The sequence below is a fragment of the Sphingomonas sp. CCH15-F11 genome (assembly GCF_001557005.1).
Lineage (GTDB): Bacteria > Pseudomonadota > Alphaproteobacteria > Sphingomonadales > Sphingomonadaceae > Sphingomonas.
On record NZ_LSKG01000074.1, the window covers coordinates 1 to 16,386 of the forward strand.

At 68.6% G+C, this 16,386-nt stretch carries 20 protein-coding genes and 1 pseudogene; 16 read left to right on the forward strand and 5 right to left on the reverse strand.

Annotated features, from left to right (window positions below; genetic code table 11):
- The 13 genes from AX709_RS07295 to AX709_RS07355 form a co-directional block, all read left to right on the forward strand.
- A partial coding sequence (locus AX709_RS07295; protein ID WP_197432022.1) for a flagellar hook-length control protein FliK occupies nt 1-623 on the forward strand: 623 nt, incomplete at its 5' end.
- 17 nt (nt 624-640) lie between these two features.
- Nucleotides 641-1,288: a flagellar basal body-associated FliL family protein gene (locus AX709_RS07300; protein WP_066548270.1), complete on the forward strand. Its 648-nt coding sequence runs from the start codon at nt 641-643 to the stop codon at nt 1,286-1,288.
- A 6-nt stretch (nt 1,289-1,294) separates the two neighbouring features.
- The gene (locus AX709_RS07305) at nt 1,295-2,242 is read left to right on the forward strand and encodes a flagellar motor switch protein FliM (protein ID WP_066477635.1); all 948 of its coding nucleotides are present in this window, start codon (nt 1,295-1,297) and stop codon (nt 2,240-2,242) included.
- Nucleotides 2,239-2,535 carry a flagellar motor switch protein FliN gene (fliN, locus tag AX709_RS07310; RefSeq protein WP_066477637.1) on the forward strand — a complete coding sequence of 99 codons (297 nt, stop codon included), beginning with the start codon at nt 2,239-2,241 and terminating at the stop codon, nt 2,533-2,535. Before AX709_RS07305 ends, fliN begins: the two co-directional genes overlap by 4 nt.
- On the forward strand, nt 2,535-2,786 hold the full coding sequence (locus AX709_RS07315) for a flagellar biosynthetic protein FliO (protein WP_443026183.1): 252 nt from the start codon (nt 2,535-2,537) through the stop codon (nt 2,784-2,786). Before fliN ends, AX709_RS07315 begins: the two co-directional genes overlap by 1 nt.
- A gap of 131 nt (nt 2,787-2,917) precedes the next feature.
- A complete protein-coding gene (fliP, locus tag AX709_RS07320) occupies nt 2,918-3,667 on the forward strand; it encodes a flagellar type III secretion system pore protein FliP (protein ID WP_231727454.1) in 750 nt (249 codons plus the stop codon).
- Between the two features lie 4 nt (nt 3,668-3,671).
- The gene (fliQ, locus tag AX709_RS07325; protein ID WP_082730913.1) at nt 3,672-3,941 is read left to right on the forward strand and encodes a flagellar biosynthesis protein FliQ; all 270 of its coding nucleotides are present in this window, start codon (nt 3,672-3,674) and stop codon (nt 3,939-3,941) included.
- A gap of 109 nt (nt 3,942-4,050) precedes the next feature.
- The gene (gene fliR, locus AX709_RS07330) at nt 4,051-4,824 is read left to right on the forward strand and encodes a flagellar biosynthetic protein FliR (protein ID WP_066548273.1); all 774 of its coding nucleotides are present in this window, start codon (nt 4,051-4,053) and stop codon (nt 4,822-4,824) included.
- Nucleotides 4,824-5,960, forward strand: coding sequence for a flagellar type III secretion system protein FlhB (gene flhB, locus AX709_RS07335; protein ID WP_066548276.1), 1,137 nt, complete (start codon nt 4,824-4,826; stop codon nt 5,958-5,960). The genes fliR and flhB overlap by 1 nt, the downstream gene beginning before the upstream one ends.
- Nucleotides 5,961-6,023: 63 nt before the next feature.
- The gene (gene fliD / locus AX709_RS07340; RefSeq protein WP_066477644.1) at nt 6,024-7,436 is read left to right on the forward strand and encodes a flagellar filament capping protein FliD; all 1,413 of its coding nucleotides are present in this window, start codon (nt 6,024-6,026) and stop codon (nt 7,434-7,436) included.
- Nucleotides 7,437-7,438: 2 nt separating this feature from the next.
- A complete protein-coding gene (locus AX709_RS07345; protein ID WP_066477646.1) occupies nt 7,439-7,837 on the forward strand; it encodes a flagellar export chaperone FliS in 399 nt (132 codons plus the stop codon).
- 61 nt (nt 7,838-7,898) lie between these two features.
- Nucleotides 7,899-8,465: an NADPH-dependent FMN reductase gene (locus AX709_RS07350; protein WP_082730851.1), complete on the forward strand. Its 567-nt coding sequence runs from the start codon at nt 7,899-7,901 to the stop codon at nt 8,463-8,465.
- 57 nt (nt 8,466-8,522) lie between these two features.
- Nucleotides 8,523-9,128, forward strand: coding sequence for a response regulator (locus AX709_RS07355; protein ID WP_231725972.1), 606 nt, complete (start codon nt 8,523-8,525; stop codon nt 9,126-9,128).
- Here the strand turns inward: AX709_RS07355 and AX709_RS07360 are convergent.
- From AX709_RS07360 to argH, 5 genes are read right to left on the reverse strand one after another with little or no spacing between them, the layout of a single operon-like run.
- On the reverse strand, nt 9,100-10,056 hold the full coding sequence (locus AX709_RS07360) for a CorA family divalent cation transporter (RefSeq protein ID WP_066548278.1): 957 nt from the start codon (nt 10,054-10,056) through the stop codon (nt 9,100-9,102). The two genes, AX709_RS07355 and AX709_RS07360, sit on opposite strands and share 29 nt — an antisense overlap.
- The gene (locus AX709_RS07365; RefSeq protein WP_066548281.1) at nt 10,056-10,817 is read right to left on the reverse strand and encodes a precorrin-2 dehydrogenase/sirohydrochlorin ferrochelatase family protein; all 762 of its coding nucleotides are present in this window, start codon (nt 10,815-10,817) and stop codon (nt 10,056-10,058) included. Before AX709_RS07365 ends, AX709_RS07360 begins: the two co-directional genes overlap by 1 nt.
- Before the next feature lie 5 nt (nt 10,818-10,822).
- The gene (gene lysA, locus AX709_RS07370; protein WP_066548283.1) at nt 10,823-12,088 is read right to left on the reverse strand and encodes a diaminopimelate decarboxylase; all 1,266 of its coding nucleotides are present in this window, start codon (nt 12,086-12,088) and stop codon (nt 10,823-10,825) included.
- 15 nt (nt 12,089-12,103) lie between these two features.
- Complete coding sequence (locus AX709_RS07375) at nt 12,104-12,349, reverse strand: hypothetical protein (protein WP_066477651.1); 246 nt, start codon at nt 12,347-12,349, stop codon at nt 12,104-12,106.
- A complete protein-coding gene (gene argH / locus AX709_RS07380; protein ID WP_066548286.1) occupies nt 12,346-13,728 on the reverse strand; it encodes an argininosuccinate lyase in 1,383 nt (460 codons plus the stop codon). The genes AX709_RS07375 and argH overlap by 4 nt, the downstream gene beginning before the upstream one ends.
- 16 nt (nt 13,729-13,744) lie before the next feature.
- Here argH and AX709_RS07385 point away from each other — a divergent pair, with 16 nt between their 5' ends.
- The 3 genes and pseudogenes from AX709_RS07385 to AX709_RS07395 all read left to right on the forward strand — a co-directional run.
- Nucleotides 13,745-14,317 (forward strand): TlpA family protein disulfide reductase, encoded by a 573-nt coding sequence (locus AX709_RS07385; protein WP_066548289.1) that lies wholly within the window; start codon nt 13,745-13,747, stop codon nt 14,315-14,317.
- A gap of 428 nt (nt 14,318-14,745) precedes the next feature.
- Complete coding sequence (locus AX709_RS07390) at nt 14,746-15,417, forward strand: glutathione S-transferase family protein (protein WP_066477655.1); 672 nt, start codon at nt 14,746-14,748, stop codon at nt 15,415-15,417.
- 276 nt (nt 15,418-15,693) lie between these two features.
- A pseudogene (locus tag AX709_RS07395) lies at nt 15,694-16,386 on the forward strand (PD40 domain-containing protein); the annotation flags it as partial.

Genomic DNA, 16,386 nt, shown 5'->3' on the forward strand with positions numbered 1-16,386 from the left:
CCGCCCCTGCCGACGACGCGCTCGCCGCGCCGGTCGCCGAGATCGCGGACATCGGCGAAACCGGCATGGCCAGCGACGTCATGGTCGAGAATCCACCCGCCATCACCCCCGCCACCCGCCCCGCCGCGACGCCGCCGACCGGCGCTCTGCCGCCGATCGACACCGGCCGCGCGGAATGGATGGAGGGGATGATCGACCGGATCGAGACGCTGCGCGACGAACCCGGTTCGCGGACGCTGCGTATCCGGCTGAGCCCCGATGCGCTCGGCGATGTCGAGCTTGTCTTTGACGAAGGCGCGGGCCGCGATGTCGGCGTGCGCATCCATGCCGAAAATCCCGCGGCGCGCGCGCTGCTGGCCGACGCCGCACCCCGCCTGGCCGAAATGGCCGAAGCGCGCGGCATCCGCCTGGCTCAGCAGGACGGCGGCGCGCCGAGCGGCGGGGGCAATGCCGGCAATGGTGCTGGCCATGCCCAGTCCGGGCTCGCGCATTCCGGCGCCGGATCGAACCCGGGACAGCAGGATGCCGGCCAGGGCCGACGTCCCGCCCCGCCCACACCCCAGGACGCACGCCGCGACCCGCAGGCCGCGCATGCGACCGCTGACGCCGAACGAATCGCCTGAATTGAAAGGATCCTCCGATGAGCGACGCCAAGACCGATACCGAAAAGCCCAAGAAGAAGGGCGGAATGAAGAAGCTGCTGCTGATCGCCGGTGGCGCGATCCTGCTGACCGGCGGCGGCGCTGCGGCCGGCATGTTCCTGAGCGGGTCGCTGATGGGCGGCGGCGGCGCGGCCGAACATGCCGAGGCCGAAACCCCCAAGCTCGTCCCCAAGTCGGAGGAGAAGCGCGCGTCGCTGAGCGGTGACAAGGGCGGCGAAGGCGGCGGCGACCATGGCGGCGGCGGCGAGGAATCGGGCGGTTCCGAGCACAAGGGCAAGCCGACGCCGGAGGGCGAAGGCGGCGACCGCTATGCGTCCAACTATTATGCAATGGACAAGGAGTTCACCGCCAATCTGCGCGAGAGCGTCCATTTCGTTCAGGTCGGGATCGCGATCTCGACCCCCTATGACGATCGCGTCCTCGAAAACCTGAAGACGCACGAGATCGCGGTTCGATCGCAGGTGCTGATGACGCTGGGCGAAACCGACGAGGAACAGGTGTTCACGCTGGCGGGCAAGCAGGTCCTGCAGCGCCGCCTCGCCAAGGCGATCAACGACGTGCTCGAAGAAAAAGAAGGCTTTGGCGGCGTTAGTAACGTCTACTTTACCAATTTTGTTGTTCAGTGACCGTGCATGGTTAACGGCACGTCATCTTTGGGCAGCGAAGGGCGCGAGCGCGATCGGCCGCGGGCGGAGCATGCGCTCGCGCTCGCGGCCAACAACCTCAATCCGTTCGGCGACCTCCACACCCTCCAGCACCTGTCGGCGCGTCTGGCGCGGCTGCTGCGCGGGGTGTTCGAGCCGATGATGCGCCGCGCCATCCGCGCCTGGGCCGAACCGCTGACCGTCGAGCGGTTCAGCAACTATGTCGCCGAACGCAAGCCCGGTCTGACCGCCTGGGTGCCGCTGACGCTGCGTCCCGGCGGCGGCCAGGCGTTTCTGGTGCTCGACGGCCGCTTCACGCTCGAGATGCTCGACCTGTTCTTTGGCGGGCTGGGCGATACGCCGGATACCCTGCCCAACGAATTTTCGCCTGCCGCCGAGGCGCTGGTGCGCCGGATCGCGGCCGCGCTGGTCCCGGTGCTGCAGACCGCGTGGGAGCCGGTGACGCGAATCGGCTTCGAACCCGGCAATGTCGAAATGAACCCGTCGCTCCTCGCCTCGCTCGACAGCGAGGATCCGGTGATCGTCACCCGTTTCGGGATCGCGGCTGCCGATGGCGAGCCGACGATGGTCGACCTCCTTTATCCCGTAGCCGCGCTCAAGCCGCACGCGGTGTCGCTCAACACGCGCGTGCACGGGCCGTCGGCCGAACCCGATCCGCGCTGGCGCAACAACCTGACCCGCGTCGCGATGGGCGTGCGCTTCCCGGTACGCTCGGTGCTGGCCGAACCGACCATTTCGCTCGGCCGCCTGCTCGAACTCAAGGAAGGCGACGTCATCCCGGTCAGCTTCGGCCCCGAAGTGCCCGTGATGGTCAACAACCACCGCCTGGGCACCGGCACCATCGGCACTGCCAATGGCAAGGCCGCCATCCGCCTCGCTTCCATCGTCCCGCTGCTCGAAGAGGATCTGACATGAACGACATGACCGGCGGTTTCCCCGCCGACGGCGCGGTCGCCGCGAATTTCCGGCTGCTGCAGGACGTCGACGTCCGCCTGACCGTCGAGATCGGATCGACCCAGCTGACGCTGCGCGAGCTGCTCGCGCTGGGCGAGGCGAGCGTCATCGAACTCGACCGCCACGCCAACGAGCTGCTCGACGTGTTCGTCAACGGCACGCTGATCGGGCGCGGCGAAGTGGTGACGGTGGGCGACCGCTTCGGCGTGCGGATGACCGAACTCGTCAGCCCCGAAAAGCGGCTGTCGCGCTGATGTGGGAATATATCCTCAAGCTGGTCGTGCTGCTGCCGCTCGTCTGCGGCCTGCTCGTCGGCTGCCTCTATCTGTGGCGCAAGCTGGAGGCGCGGATGCCCGGCCAGCAGGGCGAGCGGATGCTGAAGGTCAAGGAAACGATGATGATCTCGCCCGGCCTGCGCCTGGCCGTGCTGGAGTTTGAAGGCCGCAAGCTGCTCGTCTCGGTGGGCCGCGGCGGCGTGAACCTGATCGACCGGGGCCAGGGATGATCCGCCTTGCCGACCTGTTCGCGGGCCTGCGCGCGCGCATCGATGACGTCATGACGCCAATCGACCCGCGCCCGGCCGACCGCGCCGAACGCCGGGTGCGCTGGATCGGCATTGCCGCGGCGCTGCTGGTCATGCTCGCCGCGGTCGAGCCCGCGCTGGCTCAGTCGGTTCCCGCGCCCGCCGCGCCCGCGGCACCGGGCGTCGGCGACGCGATCGACCGCGCACTGGGCGACCTGGGCGGCGGCGACGCGCCGCTGTCGCTGTCGCTCCAGATCCTGATCATCATGGGGCTGCTGACGGTCCTGCCCAGCATCCTGCTGATGATGACCAGCTTCACCCGCATCCTGATCGTGCTGTCGGTGCTGCGCCAGGCGCTCGGTCTGCAACAGACGCCGCCCAACCAGGTACTGGTCGGGCTGTCGCTCTTCCTCAGCTTCTTCGTGATGGCACCGACCATCGACCAGGTGAACCGCACCGCGATCCAGCCCTATTCCGCCGGCACGATCGGCGCGACCCAGATGATCGAGAATGGCGGCCGCGCGCTCCACGGCTTCATGGTCAAGCAGACGCGCAAGAAGGACATCACGATGTTCGCCGAAATGGCGAAAAGCGGCCCCTATGCCTCGCCCGCCGACATCCCCTTCTCGGTGCTGCTGCCGGCATTCGTGACCAGCGAACTCAAGACCGCGTTCCAGATCGGTTTTCTCATCTTCCTGCCCTTCATCATCATCGACCTCGTCGTCGCCACCGTGCTCATGTCGCTCGGCATGATGATGCTGTCGCCGACCATCATCTCGCTGCCGTTCAAGCTCCTCCTGTTCGTCCTGGTCGACGGCTGGGCGCTGACCATGGGCAGCCTCGCCAACAGTTTCGTGAGTTAGCGCCGTGGATGCAGATTATTTCATGGATGTCGCGCGCGAGGCGATGTGGGTGCTGGCGCTGGCCGCCACCCCCATCCTGCTGCCTGCGCTGCTCGCCGGGCTCATCCTGGGTATGATCCAGGCGGCGACGTCGATCAACGAACAGACGCTGACCTTCGTGCCCAAGCTGATCGTGGTCGGCGTGTCGCTGATCGTGTTCGGCGGCGCGATCCTGACGCTGATCGGCGATTTCACCATCAGCATCTTCGAGCGCATTCCCGACCTGGTGCGGTGATGAGTTGTGCCTGGATCACGTTTCTCGACTTCGCTCGAAACGAACGGCAACCTTGCCCGCTGCCGTTCACCCAAGATCCGTTCGTTTCGAGCGAAGTCGAGAAACGCTGATGCTCGGCTTCGGCCTCTCGATCGAATCGCAGCTCTGGGCGATGCTGTTCGTGATGGTGCGGATCAGCGCCGCGTTCGTCGCGGCCCCGGTGTTCGGCGCGGTCGCGGTGCCGGTGCAGGTGCGGATCGTGCTGTCGGGCGCGATTGCGATCCTGACGCTCAACGTGGCTGCCATTCAGCCGCCGGCCGAAATCTTCGCGCTGACCACCTTCCTGTCGATCGCGGCGGAGGCACTGGTCGGCCTCGCGCTGGGCTTCATCCTCCAGATCGCGTTTGCCGCGCCGCTGATCGCCAGCGAGACGATCGGCGTGTCGATGGGCATCGGCTTTGCCGCCGCACTCGACCCGCAGCGCGGCGAACAGACGCCCGCGCTCGGCAATTTCCTGGGCATCCTGCTGACGCTGTTGTTCCTGGCCATTGACGGCCACCTGATCCTCACCCGGCTGGTGGTCGAAAGCTACACCCTGCTGCCCCCCGGTGGCGCATGGCTGGCGACCGCCCGGCTTCAGAACATCGCGATGTTCGGCGGCTACGCGTTCTTGGCCGGCCTGCTCCTGGCCCTGCCGGTCGGGTTCCTGCTGCTGTGCCTCAACGTGATCGTGGGCATGCTGTCGCGCTCGGCGCCTGCGCTCAACCTGTTCGCGGTCGGCCTGCCCGCCAGCCTGCTGGTCGGCGTCGTCGGCCTGTTCGTCGCGCTGCCGGCGATGAGCGACTACATGCTCGTCATCCTCGATGAGGCGCTGAAGGCCACGCGCACCCTGGTGGTCGGCTGATGGCGGAGCAGGCCGGCGAACGGACCGAAGCCCCAACCCCAAAGCGCCTCAAAAAGGCGCGGGACGACGGCGATGTCCTCAAATCCACCGACTTGTCGTCGGCAATGGTCATCCTGTTCGGCTGCTTCTGGATGCTCATGCTCGGCCCCGCGCTGCTCTCCGCCTGTCGCGAGGTCATGGCGGCCAGCTTCACCTTCGGCCGCGCCGATGTGGAGGATTTCGAACCCTGGCGGCCGCTCGCCAATGCCGGGTGGCAGCTCGCCCCGTCGCTCGGCGGGTTGCTCGCCTTGTCCTTCGCCAGCGCGATCGCGGCACAGGCGGTGCTGGGCTCGCTGCGGTTCAATTCAAAGCTGATCCAGCCCAAGGCGTCGCGGATCAATCCCGGCGCGGGCATCAAGCGCATCTTCGGTCCCCAGGGCTGGATCGAGCTGATGAAGTCGCTGCTCAAGGCCGTGCTGCTCGGCAGCATCGGCTATGCGATGCTATGGTCGTCGGCGGAACAGATGGCCGGCCTGGTCTCCTCCGACCTCATGGGCGCGGTCGGCGCGCTGGGCGACTCCTTCCTGCTGCTGATGTTCGTGATGGCGCTGGGCATGGTCGTCATCGCCGGCATCGACGTGCCGATCGCGATCGTGCGGCGCATCAATCGCCTGAAGATGTCGAAGCAGGAAATGAAGGACGAGCACAAGGAGAGCGAAGGCTCGCCCGAGAACAAGGCCGCAATCCGCAGCCGCCAGCGCGAGGTGATGAAGCGCGGGTTCAGGAAGGCGATGAAGGAAGCGCATGTCGTGCTGACCAACCCGACGCATTTCTCGGTCGCGCTGCGCTACGAGCGCGGCCGCGACCAGGTGCCGGTGGTGGTCGCCAAGGGGCGCGGCGCGACCGCGCTCGCCATCCGCGAACTGGCGGGCGAGATGACGGTGCCGGTGCTCGAATATCCGGCGCTTGCCCGCGCGGTCTATTATACCAGCAAGGAAGGCCAGGAGGTCCGCGACGACCTGTATCTGGCGATCGCCACCGTGCTGGCCTTCGTCTTCGGGCTCAACGTCGCGGCCGGCGGCACCCCGCCGCCGATCACCGTGCCGGCCAGCGCGCGCTTCGACGAAAATGGTCAGCCGACCGAGAAAAACAGCTAAAGATTCCGCGGGTTCGGCCGTTTTCACGAACAGGCCTGAACCCCGGGGGGAGCACTACGCGAGATGGAGTCGATTACCAGCACGCTAGGCGCCGGATCCGGCATCAACATCACCGAACTGGTCAACGGCCTGGTCGAGGCGCAATTCGCGATCAAGACCCAGCGGCTGGAGGCGCGCAGCGAGACGCTGACCGCCCAGATTTCCGCGGTCGGTTCGCTGAAAAGCGGCATCAACAACCTGGCTTCGGCGCTCGGCTCGGTGACGCGCAGCGGCACGCTCGCCACCCAGCCGACCAGCGGCAATCCAAATATCGTCCGCGCCAGCCCCGTCGTCGGCACCAAGATCGAGAATCTGAGCGCCAGCATCGAGGTGCGTCAGCTCGCGACCGCCCAGTCGAGCTATACCGCGCCGATCGCCGATCCCGCGGCTGCGGTCGGCACCGGCACGCTGACCCTCACGCTCGGCACCGCGACCGTATCGAACGGCGCGATGACCGGCTTCACCGCCGGCACCGGCACGCCGGTCGACATCGCCATCGACGCGAGCAATTCGTCGCTGACCGGCATCCGCGATGCGATCAACGCCGCGCGCGCCGGCGTCACCGCCTCGATCGTCGCCGACAGCGCGGGATCGCGTCTGATCCTGAAGGGCGCGACGGGCGAGGCGCAGGCGTTCACGCTGACCGCCACCGAGGATGCGGGCGCGCCGGGGCTCGCCGCGCTCAATGTCGGCGTCGGCGCGGCGGGCACCACGATCGGGGCAACCGCCGGCGATTCGATCGTCGCGGTCGACGGCGTTGCGCTGCGCCGGTCGGTCAACACCATCACCGATCTGCTTCCGGGCATTCGCCTCGACCTCGTCTCGGCGAGCGTCGGCACCCAGGTTTCGATCAACTCCGCCCCGCCGGTCGAAAGCCTGCGCCAGACGGTCAACGACGTCGTCGACGCGATCAACGAGCTTCAGGCGTCGATCCGCACCGAAACCGATCCGGTCACCGGCCCGCTGCGCGCCGATCCCGGAGCGCGCTCGCTGGTCCAGTCGCTGCGCGAGCTGACGCTGCGACGGCTGTTGCCGTCGACCGCCACCGGCCCGGCAACGCTGGCCGAAATCGGCGTCAGGACCAATCGCGACGGTTCGCTGAGCGTCGACGCCGCGCGGCTTTCGCGCGTGCTCACCGAAAATCCCGAAGCGGTGGAGGCGATGTTCGCCTCGATCGGCGGGCTGGGCAGCGAGATCAACCGGATCGCCGTCGCCGCCAGCAGCCGGGTGACCGGACTGGGCGCCAGCGAGCAGCGCTACACCCGCGAACAGACGCGACTGAGCGATGAACAGGCCGACGCGCTCGAGGAAGCGGAGGCGACCCGCGTGCGCATGACCCAGCAATTCGCCAGCATGGATGCGCGCGTCGCGGCCTATCGCCAGACCCAGACCTATCTGCAGCAACAGATCGACAGCTGGAACGCGGACCGGAATTGATCATGGCACGCTACGCGACGGTCCTCAGCAATCCCGAAGCCACATATCGCGCGGTCGACCTCGCGGGGCGCGTCGGCGGCTCGGACAGCCACGGGCTGGTCGGACTGCTGTACGAAGAGCTGATCCGCGCCCTGCGCACGGCGGCTTGGGCTGCGGAAAACCAGAAGCTGGCGCTGAAAAGCGAGCGCGTGACCCGCGCTGTCGCCATTCTGTTCGCACTCGAAAACGGGCTGGATTTCGAACGCGGCGGCGGCGTCGCGGATACGCTCGCCACGCTCTATCGCGGCATGCGCGGCGACATCGTGTCGGCCAGCCTGGGCACCGATCCCGCCCCCTTCCGCCGCGCCGCCGACGACCTGGCCGAAATCTCCGGCGCCTGGGCGAGCCTGCGCGCAGCCTGAGCGGCTTCGCGCTACCGCGCGGCTCTGGCGGTCGGCGCGGCTTTCGGCTAGCGCCTTGCCGATGACCACGCCCCATATCGTCGCGATCGGCGGGACGCTTCGTTCGGATTCGAGCACCGCCCGCGCGCTTTCCGCTGCGCTCGACGTCGCCGCGCGCAGCGGCGCGCGCACCACGCTGCTCACCGCCGATGCCATCGATTTCCCCGCCTTCGATCCCGAAGCCGCGAGCGACAGCCCGGCGATCGTCCGGTTCGTCGCGACGATCCGCTCGGCGGACGGCATCCTCATCGGATCGCCCGGCTATCACGGCACGCTGTCGGGGCTGGTCAAGAACGCGCTCGACCATGTCGAGCTGACCCGCGACGATGCGCGCCCGTATTTCGACGGCCTGCCCGTCGGGATCGTCGCCACCGCGGCAGGCTGGCAAGCGGCGGTGTCGACGCTTCAGGCGCTGCGCACCGTCGTCCACGCGCTGCGCGGCTGGCCGACGCCGATGGGCATCGCGATCAACACAGTCGAATCGGGCCGCGACCTGACCGGCGCGATGCCGGGCATCGAGATCATGGTCGGGCAGATGCTCGACTTCGCGCAGCGGCGGCTGCCGGGCGGGTCCGCGCCATCGGCTTAACCAAATCGTGAAGGTCCGCCGCTAGGCTGCGAGCCTTCTATCGCGACGGACACGATAATGACTCAGCTGACGCGCATCAGCCCGGCCATGCGGGGCGCCCGCCCCACCGCCTCGGTGCTGGTCGTCGACGACAGCCGGACCGGCCTGAATGCGATGGGCGAACGGCTCAGCCAGGCCGGCTATGCCGTCGTGCTGTGCGATCGCGGCGCCGACGCGCTCGACCTGATCGCCGGCTGCCGCTTCGACCTGCTCCTGCTCGATGTCGTGATGCCCGAAATGTCGGGGCTTCAGGTGCTGGCCGAACTGCGCGCCTCGACCGAGACCGTCGACCTGCCCGTCATGATCGTGACGGCGTACACCGATCCGGCGATCGCGCGTCAGGCCATGGCGATCGGTGCCGATGATGTCGCCACGGTCCCGATCGATTTCGAGATGCTGACGACGCGGATGGAGCGGCTGCTGCATCGCGCCGCCCGGCTCAACGAACTCAAACGGGCCAACGCCGCGCTCGACGCGCGGATCGCCGACCGCGCGATCGAACTGGGCGAAGCCCGCGACCGTCTGGCCGCGGTGCGCGGCGACCGTGACCGGCTCGCCGCCTCGCTGGAGGCGCTGAACCGCCACGTCCAGACGCTTACTGCTCGAACCAGCGGCGACGAATGAAATAGCCGAAGGTGGCGAGCGCCACCAAAGTCGACGCCGCCACCACGCCCCAGAACGCCCAGGGTTCATGCGCATAGGGGATGCCGTCGACGTTCATGCCGAGCAGCCCGGTCAGAAAGGTCAGCGGCAGGAACACGATCGCCACCACCGAAATCGCCAGCGCGCGCTGATCGATCAGCTCGGCGCGCAGGTCGGTCAGCGTTTCGTGCAGCAGCGCCGCGCGTTCGCGAATCGCCTCCAGCTCCTCGGCCATGCGCGCGGCGCGATCGGCGGCGGCGTTGAGGTGCAGCCGGTCTTCCTCCTCCAGCCAGCTGAAGGGGAGCAGCGACAGCTTCTCGATCGCCACCCGCTGCGGGTTGAGGAAGCGGCGATAGCCGATCGCCTGCACCCGCGCGGAGCTGACCGCGCGGCGCAGCGCGAAGACCTTGCGCGCGTCCAGCATCTCCTCGCAATCGTCGAGGTCGTCGCCCAGTTCGGCGATCACGGGGTCCAGTTCCTCGGTGATCGCGACCGCGATCTCGGCGATCAGGTCGCCGGCATCGCGCACCTCCCCGGCGGCAACGCGCGCGCAGACCGGGCCGAGCGCATTGAGCGGCAGACGACAGACCGACAGGACGCGCGTGCCCTGCGCATGGATCCGGATCGACGCGAGCGGGTCGGACATCGTCATGTCGGTCGACGTCGACAGCCCGCGCAGGTTGACGAGCGCCGCCTCGCCCAGCGCGTCGCAGCGCGGCCGCGTCTCAGTGGCGGTCAGCGCATCCGCGGCGAGCTCGGACAGCTTCGCCACGTTGATCAGCCAGTCGCGCGCCGCCTGAGTCGTCTCGTGCAGGTGGATCCACACCAGCTTGCCGCTCGCCACGATCGCCGCATCGGGCGTCGCTTTGGTCACCTCGGCATCGCCGACAATATAGGCATAGCCCGCCATCAGCCGCGCTCCACGTCTATGGTCACACCCGGTCCCGGATCGGCCGGCGGCGCGGCGCACGCGATCCGCTCCGCATCCGCGCGGGCGCGGTCCAGAATGGCGGCGGCGACCCCCGGGCGGTGGGTGACGCGATCAGCGGCGGCCAGCCAGCGCGCCTCGCGCAGCGTCAGGTCGTCGGGATCGTCGCTGCGCAGCCGGATCGCGTGAAAGGCGGCGACCGGGGCATGGGGCTCGGCAAGCCACCGGTCGAATTGTGCCCGGCCGACCGGCGCGAGCGGATCGAGTGCCCCCCCGGCGCTCAGCGCGTCGGCGATCGCCCGGCGACGCTCGGCGGTGCTCGCGAACCGGTCACGCGCCGCGCCCAGCCACTGCGCCAGATCGCCCAGCCGCGCGGGCAGCAGCAGCTCGAGCCGCTGGCGCAGCGCCGCCGCCAGGCCGGCGGAGACACCGCCCGTCGACACCGCGACCAGCACCGGATCGCGGTCGACGATGGCCGGCAGCGTGAAATCGCACTGATCGGGGCGGTCGACCGCGTTGATCAGCACGCCGCGCGCGCGCAGCCGATCGATCGCCGCCCGTGCATCGCCGTCATCGGCGATCGCGACGATCGCCAGCCGCGCCGCGCCGCCATCGTCCTCGCCCACGATCCGCGCACCGGCACGTTCGAGCAATCGGCGCTTGGCCTCGGCGGCCTCGCCCTCGCCCAGCAGGATGACGGGCCGTCCGGCCACCCGCATCAGGAGGGGCAGGCCCGATCGCATCGGGTTCAGGCGTCCTGGAGCCAATCGGGCACGCGTTCGGCCGCGATCATCCGTTCGGGCGGGATGCGGTCGGCCACGACGGCGTAGCGGTCGCCCGACACCAGCACCTCGGGCACCAGCGCGCGGCTGTTATAGGTCGACGCCATCGTCGCGCCATAGGCCCCGGCGGTGCGAAAGATCGCCAGGTCACCCGGCGCGACCCGGTCGATATCGCGCCCCATGCCGAACGTGTCGCCGCTTTCGCAGACCGGGCCGGCGATGTTGGCGATCATCCGCTCGCCGCTTGGCCGGACCGCGACGAAATCGTGATAGGCATCATACAGCGCCGGGCGCATCAGGTCGTTCATCGCCGCGTCGACGATGACATAGGGATTGACCGCGCCGGGCTTGACCCACAGCACCTCCGTCAGCAGCACCCCGGCATTGCCCGCGATGACGCGCCCGGGCTCGAACATCAGCGTCACGTCCCAGCCGCGCGTCACCCGCGCGACCATCGCCCCGAACTCGGCCGGGGTCGGCATGACGTCGCCGGGGCGATAGGGCACGCCAAGCCCGCCGCCCAGGTCGACATGGCTGATTGCATGACCGGCCCCGCGCAGATCGGCGACCAGCTGGCCCATGCGGACATAGGCGCTTTCCAGCGGCGCCAGCCGGCCAAGCTGACTGCCGATATGCGTGGCTACGCCGCGCAGGTTCAGGCCGGGCAGCGCCGCCAGCCGCGCGAACACGCCCGGGGCCTGGTCGATATCGATGCCGAACTTGTTTTCCTTGCGCCCGGTCGAAATCTTGGCGTGGGTGCCGGCGTCGACATCGGGATTGACCCGGATCGTCGCGGGCGCGCGCACGCCGCGCGCCGCGGCGATCTCTGCCAGCGCCACGCCCTCGGCCTCATGCTCGATATTGAACTGGCCGATCCCGGCATCCAGCGCGGCCTCCAGCTCGTCGCGGCGCTTGCCGACGCCGGAGAACACGATGTCGGCGGGCGCGATGCCCCCGGCGATCGCGCGCCACATCTCGCCGACCGACACGACATCGGCGCCATAGCCTTCGCGCGCCAGCACCTTGAGCACGCCCAGATTGGGATTGGCCTTGACCGCGAACGCCAGGTGCGTGCGGTCGAGCCCCGCCAGCCCCTCGCGGAACACGCGGGCATGGCGCTCGAACGTCGCCTGCGAATAGACATAGACGGGCGTGCCGACTTCGGCGGCGATGCGCGGCAGCGGCACGTCCTCGACGTGGAGCACGCCGTCGCGATAGGTGAAATGGTCCATCGGGCTCCGGCGGGGCTAGCGGGTGGGTGGCAATTCGAACGGATCGGGCGCGCGCTCGACCGAATCGCGCAGCAATTCGTCGCTGCGCTGCGGGCGCTGTTGCGGCGTCGGCGCCAGCAGGTCACGCGATTTCGGGGTCGCGGTCGCGCCATAGGGTGCAACCGGCAGGCTTTCGCCCTGTTGCGGGCGCAAGTCACGCCGGGCACCGCACCCGCTGAGCGCCAGCGCACACAGACCCAGCAGCATCGCCATCCGCATCATCGCGCCGTCTCCTGCTCGCGCGCCGCGCGCGCCGCCGCCGCCGCCGCGCGCACCCGTTCGGGCGCAGTGCCGCCCGGGCTGGTGCGGCTGGCGACCGACGCGTCGACGCTGAGCACGTCATAGACCCGCGCGTCAATCCGCGCGTCAATCGCCTGCAAGGCATCGAGCGACAGCTCGTCCAGGCGCACGCCATCGGCTTCCGCACGCGCCACCGCACGCCCGGTGATGTGATGCGCCTCGCGGAACGGCACGCCGGCCTCGCGGACCAGCCAGTCGGCCAGATCGGTCGCGGTCGCATAGCCGCTCATCGCCAGCGCGCGCATCCGGTCGGTGCGGAAGGTCGCGCTCGCCACCATCCCGGTCATCGCCGCGATGCTGAGCGCGAGCAGGTCGTGCGCCTCGAACACCGGCGGCTTGTCGTCCTGCATGTCCTTTGAATAGGCGAGCGGCAGCCCCTTCATCGTCATCATCAGCGCGGTCAGCGCGCCGACGATGCGCCCGGCGTGCCCGCGTACCAGCTCGGCCGCGTCGGGGTTGCGCTTTTGCGGCATGATCGAGCTGCCCGTCGACCATTGGTCGGACAGCGCGACAAAGCCGAAGGGCTGGCTCGCCCAGATCACGAACTCCTCCGCCAGCCGGCTGAGGTGCAGCGAACATTGCGCCGCCGCCATCAGGTAATCGAGCGCGAAGTCGCGGTCCGACACCGAATCGAGCGAGTTTTCGGTCGGCCCGTCAAAGCCCAGCGCCTGCGCGGTCATCTCGCGATCGATCGGAAAGCCCGTGCCCGCCAGCGCCGCGCTGCCCAGCGGACAGCGGTTCATCCGCACGCGCGCATCCGCAAATCGGCTGCGGTCGCGCGCCAGCATGGCGTGATAGGCCATCAGGTGATGGCCCAGCGTCACCGGCTGCGCCGACTGCAGGTGGGTGAAGCCCGGCATCACGCTGTCGGCATGCTCGCCCGCGCGCGCGATCAGCGCGTCCTGCAACGCGCCCAACCCCTGGTCGACCGCGTCGATCGCGTCGCGCACCCACAGCCGGAAATCGGTCGCGACCTGGTCGTTGCGACTGCGCGCCGTGTGCAGCCGCCCGGCAACCGGGCCGATCTTTTCCGCAAGCCGCGCCTCGGTCAGCATATGGATGTCCTCGAGCGTCAGGTCGTCGGCGATGCCGTCGCGGGCATAATCCGCCGCCACCGCATCCAGCCCGGCCGCAATCGTCGCGGCGTCGCCCGCATCGATGATCCCGCGCGCGCCCAGCATCGCGACATGCGCCTTCGATCCCGCGATGTCCTGCCGCCACATTCGCTTGTCGAACGGGATGGAGGCATTTATCTCGCGCATCACGGCCGACGGGCCTTCGTCGAAACGCCCGCCCCACATCTGATTGGAGCCTGTCATGCGCCCAGTGATCGCGCCTCTCCTGTTGCTCGCGCTCGTGTCCGGCGGCTGCGATAGGCAATCGCCGGGCGCGGAGCAAGCAGCCGGGGACCCCGCCGGCAACATCACGCAAGCCGCCGCGCCCGCCGCGACCGGCAAGCTCGATCGCAGTCACAAGGGTGAGGCCGCGCCCGATTTCGCCTTCGCCACGCCCGACGGGCGCAAGGCGACGATCGCGGCATTCAGCGGCACGCCGGTGCTCGTCAATCTGTGGGCGACGTGGTGCGCGCCGTGCATCGCCGAAATGCCGACGCTGGATGCGCTGGCGGTGCGCGAAGGCGACAGCTTGCGGGTGCTGACGATCAGCCAGGACCTGGACGGCGCGGCCAAGGTGACGCCCTTCTTCGCGGCGCGCGGGTTCAAGAAGCTGGAGCCGTGGCTGGAGCCCGACCTCCAGTTCAGCACCACTATGCAGGCCAATCTGCCGACGACGATCCTCTATGACGCGCAGGGCCGCGAAGTGTGGCGCGTGGCGGGCGGCATGGACTGGGCCGGCGCGGAAGCGGCCAAGCTGATCGCCGAGGCCGGATAGGCGCGCTTGCAAATATCAATGTCACCCCGGGTCGAGGCAATCCCGAGAGCCGGTCCCGGATTGAGAATTTGATCGCCCCGAAGCCCTCACCTTCCCGTCACCCCGGCCCTGTGCCGGGGTCCACGGTGCCGAGAAGGGCCGTCGCTCGCCGGTTGGCGCCGAGCCAATGCGCGGGGCAAAGGGAGCGCGCCGATGATGGAGCCGTTCGGGTCGCGCGGTGGACCCCGGCACAAGGCCGGGGTGACGAGGCGGGATAGGCGCGCTTGCGGATATCATTGTCACCCCGGGCTTGACCCGGGGTCCCGCTGCCTTGAGCCACGGCGCAGAAACGGGACCCCGGGTCAAACCCGGAGCCACGATTGGCTTGTGTTGCGCTCTGTTTCCTACACCGCTTCCCCCGCCCGGTTGCGCCGGTTAAGGACGGTGCGATGTGGATGCTGCTTCAATTCCCGCTCTGCCCCTTTTCGCGCAAGGTGCGCCTGCTGCTCGGTGAAAAGGGCGTCGGCTATGATCCGGTGCGGGAATCCCCCTGGCTGCGTCGCGACGAGTTCCTCGACCTCAATCCCGCCGGCCAGACGCCGGTGATGGTCGACACCGAACGCCAGATCGTGCTGATCGATTCCGCCGCGATCTGTGAGTTTTTTGAAGAAACGATCGATCGCAACGCGCTGATCAACGGCACCGCGATCGACCGCGCCGAAATCCGCCGGCTGGTCGCATGGTTCGACACGCAGTTCTTTCGCGACATCACCGGGCCGCTGCTGGTCGAGCGCATGGAAAAGCGCATCGTCCACCGCATGAGCCCCGACGCGCGCGTGCTGCGCGATGCGATGAAGGCGGCGGTCCAGCATCTCGATTATATCGACTATCTGCTCGATCACCGCACCTGGCTGGCCGGTTCGACGATGAGCCTGGCCGACCTCGCCGCCGCCGCGCACATCTCCGTCGCCGATTATCTGGGCGGGATAGACTGGAAGAGCCATGAACAGGCCAAGCGCTGGTACATGGTGATGAAAAGCCGCCCCAGCTTCCGCCCGCTGCTGTCCGAACGGATGGAGGGGATCACCCCGCCCGCGGATTACGAGAAGCTGGATTTGTGAGGGGTGGGTTTAGGCTAGTCTGTCGAGCGGCTGACTGACCATTTAATTTGATCGTCACCCCGGCCTTGTGCCGGGGTCCACCGCGCCGCACGTGCTGGCACCAGATCATCGCGTGATGACACGCCTTGCAACCCGGCCCCGGCCTCAATTGGCTTGCGGTGTGCTTCGCGGGGTGGTGGACCCCGGCACGAGGCCGGGGTGACGGAGTGGAGAGGCTTCGGCTCGTATTGAGCTCCCCCTCGACGACCCACCGCACATCCCGCTAGGGGCTAGGGGATGAACGAACACGCCAAGCCGCCCCTCACCCCGCCCGTCGCCCCGCAGCGTCCGCACCGCTTTGAACGCCACGGCATCGCCATCGATGATCCCTGGGCGTGGCTGAAGGACCCGAAATACCCGGACGTCACCGACCCGGACGTGCTCGGCTATCTCGAGGCGGAGAATGCCTATTTCGAGCAGGTGATGGCGCCCTTGAAGCCGCTCGCCGACACGCTGTTCACCGAGATGCGCGGGCGGATCAAGGAAGACGAGGCAACCGTGCCGCAAAAGGACGGCGACTGGCTGTACTGGACCGATTTCGAGGAGGGCGGCGAGTATCGCCGCTGGTGGCGCAAGCCCGTCGCGGGCGGCGAGGCGCAGTTGATCCTCGACGAACCCGCACTCGCGCAAGGCCTGGAATATTTCCGGCTGGGCGAGATTTCGGTCAGCCCGGATGGACGCCTGCTCGCCTATGCCACCGACACCAACGGGTCGGAGCGGTTCGAGGTCAAGGTCAAGGATCTGACCACCGGCGAATTGCTGCCCGACACCATCCCCGGCATGTTGTCCGACATCGTCTGGACGGCAGACTCGCGCGCGTTCCTCTATGGCGTCGCCAACGCGCAATGGCGCACCGACAACGCCCGGCTGCACCGCATCGGCACGCCCATTGAGGACGATATCGAGCTCTATCGCGAGGCCGACGAAGGC